Here is a 14,554-nt window from a genome sequence, read left to right on the forward strand (position 1 = left end):
GAATAATTCAAGTGAATTTGTTTGAAAGAAGAACTTTAAAAGCTTTATTTTCACCCGATAAAATACCCATAAAACAAGAGGAAGCTCATTTGAGCTTCCTCTTGTGAAAAATTGTGGGACAGCAATGCGTACAGCGCCTTTTTTATTGTCTGTATTTTCTTTTATATCCAGTTTAAACAAAACAACATTTGCTTACCCAAATTTCTAGAAAAATCAGGCAGACTCGAAAACATTCGAAATAAAATAATACAGAAGGATGTATCTAATGACTCAAGTGATTGTGGTGCATGGCTATACCGCAAGTCCTGAAGAAAACTGGTTTCCATGGATTCAGGAAAAAGCCCAGCAGGAACATGTCAGCTTGAAAGTACTCAGACTTGACCCGTCAACTACGCCAAAACTGGAGGTCTGGGAACAGCAAATGCGTGAACAGATTGACGGGATTGACGAAAACAGTATTTTTATTGCGCATAGTCTGGGTTGTCTGGCTGCATTACATTATTTAAGTCGCGAATTAAAAAATCAGAGAATCAAACAACTGGTTTTGGTGGCCGGTTTCAATGGCCGACTGGGACGTCTGGAAGAAGTTAATCCGTTCATTGACGCGGCTGAAGTAGATTTTGATTTACTGAAACGTCAGATTGATGAACGTGTAGTGATTTATTCGGAAGGTGATGATCGGGTTCAGCCTGACTTCAGTCTGGAGCAAGCGGAAAGTCTGGATGCAATCGTAGTCTGTGCCGAACATCAAGGGCATTTTATTAATTCGCAGGGTTGTACTGAACTGCCGGAAGTCTGGCGAGTGATTCAGCCTTATCTGATCCAATCTTCAACTAAATAGGGAGGATGATGAACAGATTGGTTCAATGATGACAGGGTGAAGTTGAATAAGGAATATTGAATTTCATCCGCTAATAAATAATTAAAAACTTAATTTTTTTCGGAGCATTTTGCTCTCAATATAATAAGTACAATGCTATGAAAAATATAACGAAGAAAGTCTATATCGTGCCTGACTATCAGGCGACCTCAAATGACCACTGGTATCCGTGGTTAAGCCGGCAGATCAAAGACGCCGGGTTCGAGGCCAAACGGATCATGCTGGCCAATCCTTTTCAACCCGATCTGGAAGAATGGCAGCACAACCTGAAACTGCAGATTCCACATCTGGATGAGCATAGTTTCATTGTTGCGCATGGCTTGGGTGGCTTAAGTGCTCTAAAGTTTCTCGAAGAACACTATAACCGTACACAGTTGAAAATTGGCGGGCTAATGCTGGTCGCAGCTTTTGATACACCACTGGTGGCCTGGTCGGAACTAAACAAAATGGTGCAGGCAGTAAAGCTAGATCTGAACAATTTATCACTTGGCGCCAAACGTTTTGTAATGCTGCTTTCCAGCAATAATCCTTATGTGCCTGCACCGATTTCACTGCGTTTGGGCCATAGCCTGAATGCACAGATTTTTGAAATCAAAAATGCAGGGCATTTTAACAAGCTGGATGGCTATGCAGATTTTTCAAAGTTGCTCGAGCTGCTCAAACTGTGTTTGGCAAATGATCTGCAAAATGCTGCAGGCCTTTAAGCAATAAATCGGGTTCAATAATAGGCTGAAACCGTTCGAGATGCTGGGCAAAGAGTGCAGCATCTCCACCGGTCAGGATCAGCTGTGCCGGAAAATCTTGCAGTACTTTTTCAATGGTACTGAGCAGACCGAATAAAATGCCATGATGTACGGCATCAATGGTATTGCGCCCAGGACTGAGTTCCTCGAAAGCTGCATCCGGGATTTTAATGCCTTTGGTATTCTGGATCAGGGAATCGCGTTGTAAATACAGATTCGGCAGGATATAACCGCCGAGATGTTTCTGACCTTGGGCTAGATCAATGGTCAGGGCAGTCCCGCAGCTGATGACACAGTAATTTTGCTCGGTCGACTTGGCAACGGCCAGCACCTGCAACCAGCGGTCAATCCCAAGCTGGGAAGGATCATCATAGCCACAGATCAAACCGGCATAGCGTGCCTGTACCTTGGCAAAAACTACAGGAATGTTCAGGCAGGTCAGAATCGATTGAATTCGGGTATTATTTGCTTTGTCCAGCACGGAAGAAATCCCGACCTGATGCAAGCCTAAACTCTTAAAGTGCTGAATCAAGCCAAGAAGTAAGTCGGCAGGGGATTGCAAATGCATTTCCGCGGCATGTTCAATGATCTGGTTCTGCTCCGTAATCCAGTACTTGAGCCGTGTATTGCCGATATCCAACCATAGTTTTTTCATTGAATGATGCCTGTTCAGCCACCGTTTTTAAGACGGAGTTGCCCCTGATAAAATGTCTGCGTACCTGCATTCGTTTCGATAATGACCGCACCATCGTCTTGAATGCCGAGGAAAGTTCCGGAATATTGGCCTTGAATATCGGTAAATTCAACTGTTTGCTGGAAAAATGCAGCATATTGGTTAAACCGTGCCGGCAGATTCTGACTGCCATAATTAAACCATTCCCCCGCTTGCTGAATAGCCAGATACAACTCGGCAATCAGATCTACACGTGAAGTATGTGGTAGTCCCAATTCAGTCAGAGAGGTGACCTGCTGGTCTGGAATGCTTTCCATGAGTGGGCTGATATTGATCCCGACACCAACCACCACCTGTTGAGTCGAAATCGGTTCAATCAGAATGCCACCCCATTTCCCCTGCAGGCTGTACAGGTCATTGGGCCATTTCACCTGCAAGTCCAGTCCTTTTAGGCTTGGCATTTGCAGGATATTTAATGCAATTTCCAGTGCCAGGCGACCATCGATTACTTTTTGTGTATGCAGCAATGTGCTTAAATAGATGTTCCCCTCAGGAGAAATCCACTGACGTTGACGCTGTCCACGTCCCTGGGTTTGCACGCGGCTACACACTAGTACCTGTTGTACCCCTTTGGTTGCCAGTTCCCGGACATCGTCATTGGTCGATGTGGTGATCGGCTTGATCAGCAACACTTCAGGGAGTTGGCCTGCTTGACTTAAACGTTGCTGCAGTTCGCGAGTTTCTACATCCATTTGAATCTAAACGTGGTAAATGTCGTTATGGAGTTAATCATATATTTATTGATTGGTGCAATTGCAGGATTTGCCGCAGGCCTGTTTGGCGTGGGTGGTGGTCTGATTATCGTGCCAATTCTGTACATTGTTTTTACCCAGCTCCAGTACGATCCAAGCGTGATTATGCATATGGCAGTCGGAACTTCTCTGGCCACAATTATTGTAACCTCAATCAGTTCGGTGATGGCACATCATCAGAGAGGGGCAGTGTTATGGGATGTAGTGCGTAATCTGGCACCCGGCCTGGTCATTGGCTCATTCTTGGGAGCTGGAATTGCAGATTATTTATCGGGCCAAGGCCTGCAATTGCTGATTGGCTTCTTTGCAGTCTGGATTGCATTCAGAATGTTTAGAGGCGCGCATTATCAGGTTGATCCGAATCAGAAATTGCCTTCAGCCGCATTACAGTTGGCAGCGGGTGGTGGCATTGGCGTGGCATCGGCCATATTCGGGATTGGTGGCGGCAGTTTGACTGTGCCTTTCCTGAATCGTTGTGGTGTCGTCATCCAGAAAGCAGTAGCCACTTCTGCTGCCTGCGGTTTGCCGATCGCAGTGGCTGGTGCCTTAGGTTTCATCTGGTTTGGTCAGAAAGCTGAAGTCGAAGTACCAAATACGATTGGTTATATTCATATTTATGCGTTTATTGGTATTAGTGTGATGAGTTTTATCACTGCAAAATTTGGTGCAAAAGTGGCGCATTTATTATCACCAGTTCTATTAAAAAAATGTTTTGCGGCCTTATTGACTACAGTTGGTCTGTATTTTATCTATCAAGGCTTTACTGTCTGAACTACTCATTTTTTATCAGCTAAATTTTTTGAGGAGAATAGGTCACTATTCTCCTTTTTCTTTGACTGGGTTGGCTGTATAGACACAAGATTGTCTGACAATGTCAAAGTATTTTCTGCAAAAAAGCCGTTTAATAACTGAAAAGTCATCCAGAATGACTGCACTTGCATCAATAAAAATAAGACAGGAACAGTATGCAACAACAAGAAGCACACAGTTTGTCTGAACAGATTGCCAAGCATATCAGTGAACAGATTATCCGGGGTGAACTGGTTGAAGGCGAACGCATCCAGGAACTCAGAATTGCATCGGAACTTGACGTCAGTCGGGGATCAGTCCGTGAAGCCTTGCTCTTGCTTGAACGTACCCAGCTGATTGAAATCTTCCCGCGTCGTGGCGCCATTGTTTCGGAAATGTCGGCCATGCAGGTTCGTGCCCTGTTTGACCTGACCTCTTTATTGCTGGGGCAGATGGTACATCGCATGGCAGAGACCTGGCGCAGTCATGAGGCAGAGCGCATTCAGCTACTATTAGAACAATTGGAAGCCGAAACCCGCCAAGGCCATATCGAAAAGTTTTATGATTTGATCTTTCAGGGAATGGCCCAGCAACAGGAGATGGTCGGTAATCTTTACCTGATGCGCTACTATCAGGAACTGCTGCCATCTTTACGCCGTAGCTATTTTCTGACCCTGAATATTTCAAGACGTGAGCTACAGGAATCTTTTGAATTATTTAAACTGGTGACGGAAGCGATTTTAATTCGTAAATCCCATCAGGCGACGTTATTTATGGAAGATTTTTGTCGACACTTGCGCAACCTTGTGTTGGAATCTCTGATACGGATGAAACAAATTGAACTCGCGTGGGCCAGACGCTCACGACGTTAAATCAGGACACTATGCGTTTAAGCAGTTTAAAACTTTCAGGCTTCAAATCTTTTGCTGACAGTACTACCTTACACTTCAAGGATAACCGGACTGCAGTGGTGGGACCCAATGGTTGTGGTAAATCAAATGTGATTGATGCCATACGCTGGGTGATGGGTGAGTCCAGTGCGCGCCAACTACGTGGTGGCAGCATGCAGGATGTGATTTTTACCGGAACAGCCAAGCGCAAACCGGTGGGCATCGCCAGTGTAGAACTGCGTTTTGATAATACTTATGGCAAGCTGGGCGGTGCGTATAATGCCTATAATGAGCTGGCAGTGCGTCGTCAGGTCAACCGTGATGGCAAGTCTGAATATTTCCTGAATGGCACTAAATGCCGACGTCGTGATATTACCGATATTTTCTTGGGAACCGGTCTGGGGCCGCGTTCTTATGCAATTATTGAACAGGGCATGATTAACCGTCTGGTAGATGCCAAGCCGGAAGAAATGCGGGTTTTTATTGAAGAAGCTGCCGGGGTTTCCCGTTATCAGGCACGTCGCCGCGAGACCATGCTGCATCTGGATCACACGACGCAGAACCTGTCGCGTCTGGAAGATATTGCCTCTGAACTCAAGTCTCAGCTTAAAACCTTGAAACGCCAGTCAGAAACTGCCATTCAATATAAGGAACTGGAAGGCCAGATCCGTACCATCAAGATTGAAATCCTGTCGTTCCAGTGTGAGCAGAGCCAGCGTCTGCAAGAAGAATATACTGTGCAGATGAATACGCTGGGCGAGAATTTTAAGCTGGTACGTTCTGAATTGACTACTGTTGAGCATGATCTGGGAGCGACCAGTGAACTGTTCCAGCGCTTGATTCAACAGTCCACACCGCTACAAACTGAATGGCAACAGGCTGAGAAAAAGCTCAGCGAACTGGAAATGACCCTGCAGCAAAAGCAGTCCTTATTGCAGCAGAACTCAAGCAGTCTGGTGAAGCTGGAAGAACAAAAAGCACAAACCAAAGAACGTTTACAGCTGATTGAATTGCAACTGGACACCCTGCATCAACAACTCGAAGATCAGACTGCACAATTGCAGAAGCAGGAAGGTCAAAGTCAGGAACAAAACCAAGGTCTGACTGATCTGAAATCCCAGCAAGGCACAATTGCTGCCCAGTTTGCTCAAATTAAAACCCAGGTTGAGCAACAGCAACAACGTAAACAGCAAATGCTGGCGCAAAGTGAACAGCTGGCTAAAAATATTGTCCGGATTGAACAGCAAAAAGAAACCTTGCAACAGCAGGCAGCACAAATTCAGCAGCAGGCGCAGCAAGATGAGCTGGAACAGTATCAGACTGATAGAGCTAAAACTGAACAGCAAATCACTGGCTTTGAGGCTCAACTCAAAACACTGAAAACTGAGCTTGAGCAGCTACAGGCAGAACAGGCAAGTCAGCAGCAAATGCTCATGCAGCTGAAATCAGAAATTCAGGTACTGCATTCAGAACGCAAAAACCTGAGCCAGTTACTGACCAAAGCCAATCCAAACGCCAAAGCGGATGCGGTGCAGTTAATGCAAGTGCTGAAGCTGAATCCACAGGCCAAAGCTTATGCCAGTTTGATTGAAAAGTTCCTGGCGAAATGGCTTTCTGCACAAGTATTAGAAGAAACTGAGCATTTTCTGGAAAATAGTGCACGCCAGCTCAAAGCTCAGACGACACAGGATAATATTCAGCTTGATGGACTCCTTTGTTTAGCAGACTGGATTGAAGCGCCTCAATATTCGCTCTGGCAACAGGTGGCCGTAGCTGAGAACTTTAAACAGGCGCTTGGTTTACAAACTCAGCTGAGAACAGGCCAGTCGATCTTAAGTCTGGATGGCTATCATGTCGGACCCGACTGGATGATTGCACTGGACTATGATGAAGCCAGTCAGGCGGGACAAGGAGCACTGAGTCATCGTATTCGTCTGGATGAAATCGAGCAGCAACTGATTCAGCTTGAACCAAAATTCGCAGATCTAGAGCAACAGCTTCCTGAGTTAAATGCTCAAGTGAAAGCTTTACAGAGCCAGATTCAGAGCATCAATGAGCAGCAGAAGCAGGCACAAAAGCAGTTACAACAGCTTGATCTGAATATTGCTAAAGTCCAGAGTGCGACACAGGCCTTTGCAGTACAGAAACAGCAATTGCAGAACCAGTTACAGCAACTGGACGAGCAACTGGAAGAAGATGCGATGCAGAAAGATGATCTGGAGATTGATCTGCATGCGCTGAATCTGAAACTGGAACAGGCACTGCCAAATTACAAAACCTTGCAATTCCAGCTGGAAGAACTCAATGCCCAGCTGGAAGACTCACAGCAAGTCACTCAGCAGGCGCAGCAGGAATTAGAATTACTGCGCCGTCAAACGGTACAAAGTCAGCAGCAGGCTGAACTGCTGGAAAAAGACCAGCTGTTTTTAAAAGAGCAATATCAACAGATTATTGCGCAAATAGAACAGGCCAAAAAGTTTGTCGATCCGGTACAGCTGGAATTACCTGCTTTACAGAGCCAGTTCAATGAACAGGCACTGATCACGGAAAAACTGCAAAAAACCTGGGCAGACTGGCAGATCGAGCTGAATCAGATCCAGAGCAAGCAGCAGCACCTGACTGAGCAGCGCCATACTTTCCAGCAGCAGGATGAACAACTGCGTACTGAACTTGAAGCCAAACGTCTGGCCTGGCAGGCAGCAAAATCCGATTTACAGCATTATTCAGAGCAGCTGAAAGAGTTGAATAGTGAAGTAATTTCAGGGCTAAATATTGATGTAAAAGTACATCAGGCTAAACTGGAAAAAGCACAGGCTCAATTTGATAAATTGGGTGCGGTGAATCTGGCAGCTTCTGAAGAGTATGAAGAAGTTTCGAAACGTTATGACGAACTCAGCCATCAGATTCAGGATCTGGAAAATACCGTTGAACAGCTGCAGGCAGCAATGAAAAGTATTGATCAGGAAACCCGTAAGCTGTTTATGAATACCTTCGATCAGGTCAATGCCGAGCTACAAAACCTGTTCCCGAAAGTATTTGAGGGCGGTGAAGCGAGTTTAAGTCTTGAAGATGGATGGCAATCGGGTGTAAAACTGATGGCACGCCCACCAGGCAAGCGCAACAGTTCACTGGCATTGCTTTCTGGTGGTGAAAAGGCTTTAACCGCATTAGCACTGGTCTTTGCAATTTTCCGACTAAATCCGGCACCGTTCTGTGTACTGGATGAAGTCGATGCACCGCTGGACGATGCCAATGTGGGACGTTTTTGTAATTTAGTCAAAGAGCTTTCTGAACAAGTGCAATTTATTTATATTACCCATAACAAACTTGCAATGATGATGGCGACTGATCTTTTAGGTGTAACCATGCCTGAACCGGGAACCTCAAAATTAGTGACAGTAAATTTGGAACAGGCAAAAGAATACGGCTTAGCTGCGGAGGTATAACATGGAAATCACCACAATTATCGGGATTGTTATTGCAATTGTGATTATGCTATTCGGCATAAGACTGATCTTGAAAAAACCTGCGGAGGCTGTACCGTCACTGGATGCGGATCTTCATATTGATCCTGACAGCCAGACTCCGGTTATTCCAAGGCATGTACGATCTCAACTGTCTAAAACAGAAAGTCCGGCAGCTACACGTGTTGAACCGAGCCTGAATGAAGAAGCAGTAGACAACATTGCACCTGTGGCAGAACAAAAAGAAGCAGCCAAAGTAGAGCCAACTTTGACTGAAACCGTCCAGCCCGAAACCAAAGCAGCAAGTCCGCTCGATACACAGGTGGTTGCAGAGGAAGCAGCCAAAACAGAAGAAAACACTACGTCAGCTGAACAAGAAAGCAAGCCTGAAACAGTAGAAGTAGCAGAAACAGCAAAAGAGCCTAAAGCCGCCGAATTTAGCCTGAATAGCAATATTGAGAAAGCTGAAATTTCTGACTTCAATGATGAAAGCAGTATTCTGGATGCACATCTACATGAGCAAAAAATTGTGGATGAAGAATGTTCGCTAGCCAATGCTGAAACGATTATTTCATTGCATGTTTATCCACAAGGCCGTGCACTGTCAGGTGAAAAAACCTTGAAAGTTTTACTGAAATATGGCCTGCGTTATGGTGAGCTGGCATGTTTCCATCGTTATAGTGAAGATGGCTCGAAACTGCTATTTTCGGTATTACGTATGGCAGATACCGGTATGGAAGGTTTTGACCTAGAAACCCTGTCGACTGAAGAAGTGAAAGGTCTGGCATTCTTCCTGGCTTTACCGCATAGCGATGTACAGAATGCTTTCGATACCATGGACAGCATTTCACGTCTGATTGCGCGTGAAGTGGATGGTCTGGTTTATGATCAGAACCAGCAGGAAATGACCCCGCAATTACGTGAATTCTGGCGTCATCAGGCGATTGATTATCGTGCTGGACAGACTGCAGAAGTTTAATATTCCAATATTGAATCTGCAGAATCCGATTTTTATAATAGCGAAAAGCTGAATATTGTATAGGGCGGATTTTCCGCCCTTTTTTATGGTGAAATTATGACCCAAGATGCCACTGTCATTGCGCAAATGCGTCAATTGATTCAACTGCTTGCCAAGCATAATCATGCTTATTATGTGATGGATCAACCTACGATTGAAGACAGTGAATATGATCAGCTCTTTCATCAGCTCAAAGCTTTAGAAGAACAATATCCACATTTACAACAGCCAGACACACCGACAGTTAAAGTAGGCGGTCAGGCACTTTCCAAATTTCTGACCGTAACGCATGCGGTGCCAATGCTGTCTTTAGGCAACGTGTTTAATCAGGATGATCTGTTTGCTTTCGCACGCCGTATTGAAGAGCGTTTACCCAATCAAAAGATTGAATACGATGTTGAGCTGAAATTTGACGGTCTGGCAATTTCCCTCTGGTATGAACATGGCGTACTGGTTCGTGGTGTCACTCGTGGTGATGGGGAAACTGGCGAAGATATTACCCAGAATGTCAAAACCATTCGTAACCTGCCGAAATTTCTGTCTCCAGTGAATGGCGTGATTCCAGAATTACTGGAAGTGCGAGGCGAAGTGCTGATGCCGAAATCTGGCTTTGAACGCCTGAATGCAGCCAATGCTGCGAAAGGCGAAAAAACTTTTGCCAATCCACGTAATGCCGCGGCCGGCAGTTTACGCCAGCTTGATCCGAATATTGCAGCTTCTCGACCTTTGGCTTTCTATGCCTATGGGATTGCCCAGTGTGTACCGCATCATGGTCAAACCACGATGTCAGCCAGCCTGGAATGGCTACAGCAGTTTGGCTTTGCTGTGGGTGAGCGTCATTTTATCTGCAGTAGCATCCAGGAAGTGCAAAAGGTTTACGAGCAGATCATTGAAGAACGTTCAAAGCTTAGTGTCGAAATCGATGGTATGGTCATTAAGGTCAATGACCTTAAACAGCAACAAAAACTGGGTTTCTTGAGCCGTGAACCACGTTGGGCAACGGCTTATAAATTCCCAGCAGTGGCTGCATTGACCACCGTTGAAAATATTGACTGGCAAGTGGGTCGTACCGGGACTCTAACGCCTGTAGCACGGTTGAATCCGGTTGCAGTGGGTGGTGTAACCGTTTCCAATGTAACGCTGCATAATATTGGTGAAATTCATCGTCTGGATGTAAGAATTGGGGATACCGTCAGTGTCTATCGTAGTGGTGACGTGATTCCTAAGGTAGAAAAAGTCTGGCCAGAATTCCGTCCTGCCAATGCGGTAGAAGTGCATTTACCTGAGAATTGTCCGGTGTGCGGTTCTCCAGTCGTTATGCCGGAAGGTGAGGCCTTGGCACGTTGTTCAGGTGAACTGTATTGTGCAGCGCAGCGCATTGAGACCATCCGTCACTTTGTTTCACGTAAGGCCATGGATATCGAAGGTTTGGGCGATCGCTGGGTGGAGTCACTGTTACATCTCAATCTTTTGAAAGATGTGTCGGATATTTATCACTTGCATGAGCATCGTGAGCAATTACTGCAAATCGAAAAAATGGGTGAAAAGTCCGTTCAAAATCTCATTGATTCGATTGAGAACAGCAAGAAAACTACATTGGCAGCGTTTATTTATGCGCTCGGGATTCGTGGCGTAGGTGAAACGACAGCACGTATGCTGGCCAATACTTTCCAGACTCTCGACGCTTTACGTAGTGCTGATGTAGACGCTTTAAAGAAAACACCGGATGTTGGTGATATTACAGCAGAGTGGATTGTTGATTTCTTCCAGGCACCGCATAATCTGGAAGTATTGGATCGCTTGTTGGCTGCCGGTATTCATTGGGATGCGCCAATTGCACCAACGCGCCAACCACTGAATGGCGAAAGCTGGGTAGTGACTGGAACTTTAAGCTCTATGGGACGTGATGAAGCGACGCAATTACTGCAAGCCTTAGGTGCACGGGTCAGTGGCAGTGTCTCTAGCAAGACCAAATGCGTGGTGGCGGGTGAAAAAGCCGGTTCTAAGCTCGATAAAGCAGAAAAACTCGGTGTGCCCGTGATCAATGAAGCGCAATTTATTGCTTTGATGAAGGAGCATGGGCAAATCGAAGAATAATTAGCTCTAAACAATGACTCAAATAAAAAAGACACCCAGGATGATGAATCTTAAGGTGTCTTTTTTATTGCTAGTTCAAAACTATAGGTGAATGAGAGGGGAGGATAGACAAATACAAGGACGGGTTCGGTAATGTAAGTTGAATTCACGTACAATAGATTCATTTGCAGGTATAGATCCTGCCTGATTGATTCTGTTCTCCCTTTGATGATTGGCATACACATGGCGCAAGCAAAGAAATCTTTTCCGCAACAAAAATCGCAATTACATGCACGAAATCTGCATCGCAGTCGTTATGATTTTCCTCAGCTGATCAAGACTTGTCCGGAACTTGCGCCTTTTGTCAGCCCGAATCAATATAACGATCTTTCAGTCAACTTCTCTGATCCTCAAGCTGTGAAAATGCTCAATAAAGCATTGCTCAAGCATTTTTACGGCATTCAATATTGGGATATTCCTCAAGATTATCTTTGCCCACCGATTCCGGGTAGAGCCGACTATATTCACTATTTGGCTGACCTGTTAAGTCTCAATAATAACGGTCAGATTCCAACAGGACACGCCGTTCACGTATTAGATATTGGGGTAGGGGCGAACTGTATTTATCCGATCATTGGGCATCGTAGTTATGGTTGGAAATTTGTCGGCTCAGACATTCATTCGGCATCGGTTAAAAGCGCTCAATTTATCGTGGAGGCAAATCCGAATCTCAGGAAGGGGATTCAGATTCGATTGCAGAAGACACCCAGCAATATCTTCAAAGGTGTGATTAAACCTTCAGATCGTTTTGATTTGACCCTGTGTAACCCACCATTTCATGCTTCGCAAGATGAGGCAAATGCCACAGCAACGCAAAAATTACGCAAACTTGGCAAACCGGTTGATCGCTCTAAGGTGGTGTTAAACTTTGGCGGACAAAAGAACGAGCTGTGGTGTGACGGTGGAGAAGAACGCTTTGTTTGCCAGATGGTACAAGAGAGCACACAGTTTGCTGAGCAATGTCTTTGGTTTAGTACACTGGTTTCTAAGAAAACCACATTGCCTATGCTGTTAAATACCTTGCGTAAGTGCGGTGCAGTGGATGTAAAAACTATTAAAATGACGCAGGGGCAAAAAGAGAGTCGTTTTGTGGCTTGGACTTTTCTAGATACAAAGCAACAGCAAGCGTGGAAAAATGCGCGTTGGACTTCTGCTTAGCTTGTTTTTATGCAGGAATAGTGAGCTTGTGGGCGCATAAGTCGGTGTAGTAGCTCAAATTTAATCTGACAGACACCATAAAAAATCGGTCACTGTCAGATCAGGTTTGAGCTCGTACAATTAAGGAATATATTTCTTCACCACACCATCATCCAGCAATTGCTGGAAATGTTCGACCAAGCTTTCTTTTACTGGACGATATTCCAGACCGAGTTCATCCTTACTTTTTTGTGCATTAAAGAAAATTGGATAACCCATATTGAGTTCAACAAATTTACGGCTAAAGCCGGCCAGAGGACCAAAAATCTTGAAAGCCGTTTTTGGCAACTGGTTGCGCGGAAACGGGAATTTTGGACCAAATGCTTCACGCAGGATTTTACCCATTTCTAGCAGGCTCAAAGTCTCACTACAGATAATATAACGGCCATGCGCTTCCGGATTAAATGCAGCACGGATATGGGCTTCCGCAACATCTTGAACATCCACCACACCATTCCACATTGGTGGAACACCCAGCAAGGTCATGCCATTGGCAAACTGTTGCAGAACTTCCACACTGCCTGATTGAGTATTAGGCGTTAAGGATTCCCCAAAGACCAGTGCCGGATTGATACAGATCAGGTCCCAGCGATCCTGTGCTTCCGCCATTTCCCAAGCTTTGCGTTCTGCCATGACTTTGGAATATGGATAAGGCTGATGGGTTTCTGAACTGGTGGTATTCCAGTGAGATTCATCAAAACTGGTGTGCTCGGTTTGCAAAATATCAATCGCATCGCCATACGTTGAGGCAATACTTGAGGTGACAATCACACGTTTGACAGATTCAGTTTTATTGACGCTATTCAGCACATTTTGCGTACCCAGAATTGCCGGTTCAATAATGTCTTTGAGCGCATCCTTATAATTGGTGACCACAAAAGGCGAGGCCATATGAAAGACAATTTCACACCCTTCCATGGCCGCATCAAAAGAACCGGGCTTGAGCAGGTTAGCTTCAAACAGCTTTAAGGTCCCCGGGCTGCTGTTTGCAATTTGTTCAAGGTGCGTATAACTCTGGGTTTTATTCAGGTCACGTACAGTGGCATGTACGGTATAACCCTGTTTCAAAAGTTTCTGGATCACCCAACTGGCGATATAGCCAGATGCGCCGGTGACCAGAACAGGTGCTGTGCTATGTTGTAATGTCATATTTAAACCGTTGTTGTTTTGACTTCTTTCATCGTAGGCACAATTATGCATGAACCAGGCCAAACAGGTGAGTCCAAGATAAAAATAAGCAACAAGATAAGTGCTTATTAATATTTACAAAAATTAACGTTTGAATATTCCAGCTTGCTGGATTGAATAAAAACGGAACGAAAAATGCAAGATGTTGTTTTATAAATGGGATTTGTCCGAACAGAGAGCGTAAATGCAAGTGCTTCTCATTTTAATTATATAAAAATCAGACATTTACCATAATTTTGCTTTTGCAAAACAAACATCTTTTCTCCATAATAGGATGATAAAAGCAGGGAGTAATTCAAATGCGCGGTAATCCAGAAGTCGTAGATTATTTAAATATGCTGATCGGTGGCGAACTGGCTGCTCGTGATCAATACCTGATTCACTCTCGTATGTATGAAGATTGGGGTCTGACTAAAATCTTTGAACGCATCGACCATGAAATGCAGGAAGAAGCACAGCATGCAGATGCCCTGATCCGTCGTGTCCTTTTTCTTGAAGGTACGCCAAATATGCAGCGTGATGACATCGAAGTTGGTGAAGATGTAGTGACCTGCCTGAAAGCTGACCTGAAGCTTGAGTATCATGTCCGTGAAAAGCTGGCTCAAGGGGTCAAACTTTGTGAAGAGAAGGGCGATTATGTGACCCGTGACATGCTGCGCCAGCAAATGTCGGATACGGAAGAAGATCATACTTACTGGTTAGAAAAACAGTTACGTTTGATCGAGCTGATTGGTCTACAAAACTATATCCAGTCACAAATGTAA

13 protein-coding genes are annotated in these 14,554 nt (G+C 44.9%); 9 read left to right on the forward strand and 4 right to left on the reverse strand.

The annotated features are described in order from the left end of the window. Positions 1 to 180: hypothetical protein (locus tag FTU03_RS16090; RefSeq protein WP_218949855.1), on the reverse strand; the 180-nt coding region annotated here is incomplete at its 3' end. 85 nt (positions 181 to 265) lie between these two features. Here FTU03_RS16090 and FTU03_RS09625 point away from each other — a divergent pair. After that, complete coding sequence (locus FTU03_RS09625; protein ID WP_179992862.1) at positions 266 to 841, forward strand: alpha/beta hydrolase; 576 nt, start codon at positions 266 to 268, stop codon at positions 839 to 841. A 137-nt stretch (positions 842 to 978) separates the two neighbouring features. Continuing rightward, complete coding sequence (locus FTU03_RS09630) at positions 979 to 1,584, forward strand: alpha/beta hydrolase (protein ID WP_179992863.1); 606 nt, start codon at positions 979 to 981, stop codon at positions 1,582 to 1,584. Here FTU03_RS09630 and FTU03_RS09635 read toward each other — a convergent pair. Both FTU03_RS09635 and FTU03_RS09640 read right to left on the reverse strand, forming a co-directional pair. Then, entirely contained in the window at positions 1,538 to 2,278 is a 741-nt protein-coding gene (locus tag FTU03_RS09635; RefSeq protein WP_179992864.1) for a type III pantothenate kinase, read from the reverse strand. The genes FTU03_RS09630 and FTU03_RS09635 overlap by 47 nt on opposite strands. A gap of 14 nt (positions 2,279 to 2,292) precedes the next feature. Further along, the gene (locus FTU03_RS09640; RefSeq protein ID WP_004783349.1) at positions 2,293 to 3,048 is read right to left on the reverse strand and encodes a biotin--[acetyl-CoA-carboxylase] ligase; all 756 of its coding nucleotides are present in this window, start codon (positions 3,046 to 3,048) and stop codon (positions 2,293 to 2,295) included. Between the two features lie 27 nt (positions 3,049 to 3,075). Between FTU03_RS09640 and FTU03_RS09645 the strand changes: the two genes are divergently transcribed. The 6 genes from FTU03_RS09645 to rlmF all read left to right on the forward strand — a co-directional run bounded on the left by FTU03_RS09645 (position 3,076) and on the right by rlmF (position 12,563). After that, entirely contained in the window at positions 3,076 to 3,879 is an 804-nt protein-coding gene (locus tag FTU03_RS09645) for a sulfite exporter TauE/SafE family protein (protein ID WP_179992865.1), read from the forward strand. A gap of 194 nt (positions 3,880 to 4,073) precedes the next feature. After that, positions 4,074 to 4,769, forward strand: a complete 696-nt coding sequence (locus tag FTU03_RS09650; protein ID WP_004783346.1) for a GntR family transcriptional regulator — start codon at positions 4,074 to 4,076, stop codon at positions 4,767 to 4,769. An 11-nt stretch (positions 4,770 to 4,780) separates the two neighbouring features. Then, the gene (smc, locus tag FTU03_RS09655) at positions 4,781 to 8,233 is read left to right on the forward strand and encodes a chromosome segregation protein SMC (RefSeq protein WP_179992887.1); all 3,453 of its coding nucleotides are present in this window, start codon (positions 4,781 to 4,783) and stop codon (positions 8,231 to 8,233) included. Between the two features lies 1 nt (position 8,234). Then, complete coding sequence (locus FTU03_RS09660) at positions 8,235 to 9,230, forward strand: cell division protein ZipA C-terminal FtsZ-binding domain-containing protein (protein ID WP_166136706.1); 996 nt, start codon at positions 8,235 to 8,237, stop codon at positions 9,228 to 9,230. 96 nt (positions 9,231 to 9,326) lie between these two features. Next, a complete protein-coding gene (ligA, locus tag FTU03_RS09665) occupies positions 9,327 to 11,366 on the forward strand; it encodes an NAD-dependent DNA ligase LigA (RefSeq protein WP_179992866.1) in 2,040 nt (679 codons plus the stop codon). A 222-nt stretch (positions 11,367 to 11,588) separates the two neighbouring features. Then, positions 11,589 to 12,563, forward strand: a complete 975-nt coding sequence (rlmF, locus tag FTU03_RS09670) for a 23S rRNA (adenine(1618)-N(6))-methyltransferase RlmF (protein WP_179992867.1) — start codon at positions 11,589 to 11,591, stop codon at positions 12,561 to 12,563. A gap of 120 nt (positions 12,564 to 12,683) precedes the next feature. On the opposite strand, the gene FTU03_RS09675 is transcribed toward rlmF, so the two are convergent. Beyond that, positions 12,684 to 13,751 carry an aldehyde reductase gene (locus FTU03_RS09675; RefSeq protein WP_034590045.1) on the reverse strand — a complete coding sequence of 356 codons (1,068 nt, stop codon included), beginning with the start codon at positions 13,749 to 13,751 and terminating at the stop codon, positions 12,684 to 12,686. A 338-nt stretch (positions 13,752 to 14,089) separates the two neighbouring features. Between FTU03_RS09675 and bfr the strand changes: the two genes are divergently transcribed. Then, complete coding sequence (bfr, locus tag FTU03_RS09680) at positions 14,090 to 14,554, forward strand: bacterioferritin (RefSeq protein WP_004783337.1); 465 nt, start codon at positions 14,090 to 14,092, stop codon at positions 14,552 to 14,554.

Origin of the sequence: Acinetobacter sp. YH12046 (assembly GCF_013419905.1) — a bacterium.
In the GTDB taxonomy this organism is placed as follows: Bacteria; Pseudomonadota; Gammaproteobacteria; order Pseudomonadales; family Moraxellaceae; genus Acinetobacter.

Coding starts and splice junctions, on each gene's coding strand:
- rlmF (WP_179992867.1), top strand. CDS start 11,589: ATGGCGCAAGCAAAGAAATCTTTTCCGCAACAAAAATCGCAATTACAT.
- smc (WP_179992887.1), top strand. CDS start 4,781: ATGCGTTTAAGCAGTTTAAAACTTTCAGGCTTCAAATCTTTTGCTGAC.
- FTU03_RS09645 (WP_179992865.1), top strand. CDS start 3,076: ATGGAGTTAATCATATATTTATTGATTGGTGCAATTGCAGGATTTGCC.
- FTU03_RS09650 (WP_004783346.1), top strand. CDS start 4,074: ATGCAACAACAAGAAGCACACAGTTTGTCTGAACAGATTGCCAAGCAT.
- FTU03_RS09630 (WP_179992863.1), top strand. CDS start 979: ATGAAAAATATAACGAAGAAAGTCTATATCGTGCCTGACTATCAGGCG.
- FTU03_RS09675 (WP_034590045.1), bottom strand. CDS start 13,751: ATGACATTACAACATAGCACAGCACCTGTTCTGGTCACCGGCGCATCT.
- ligA (WP_179992866.1), top strand. CDS start 9,327: ATGACCCAAGATGCCACTGTCATTGCGCAAATGCGTCAATTGATTCAA.
- FTU03_RS09635 (WP_179992864.1), bottom strand. CDS start 2,278: ATGAAAAAACTATGGTTGGATATCGGCAATACACGGCTCAAGTACTGG.
- FTU03_RS09640 (WP_004783349.1), bottom strand. CDS start 3,048: ATGGATGTAGAAACTCGCGAACTGCAGCAACGTTTAAGTCAAGCAGGC.
- FTU03_RS09625 (WP_179992862.1), top strand. CDS start 266: ATGACTCAAGTGATTGTGGTGCATGGCTATACCGCAAGTCCTGAAGAA.
- FTU03_RS09660 (WP_166136706.1), top strand. CDS start 8,235: ATGGAAATCACCACAATTATCGGGATTGTTATTGCAATTGTGATTATG.
- bfr (WP_004783337.1), top strand. CDS start 14,090: ATGCGCGGTAATCCAGAAGTCGTAGATTATTTAAATATGCTGATCGGT.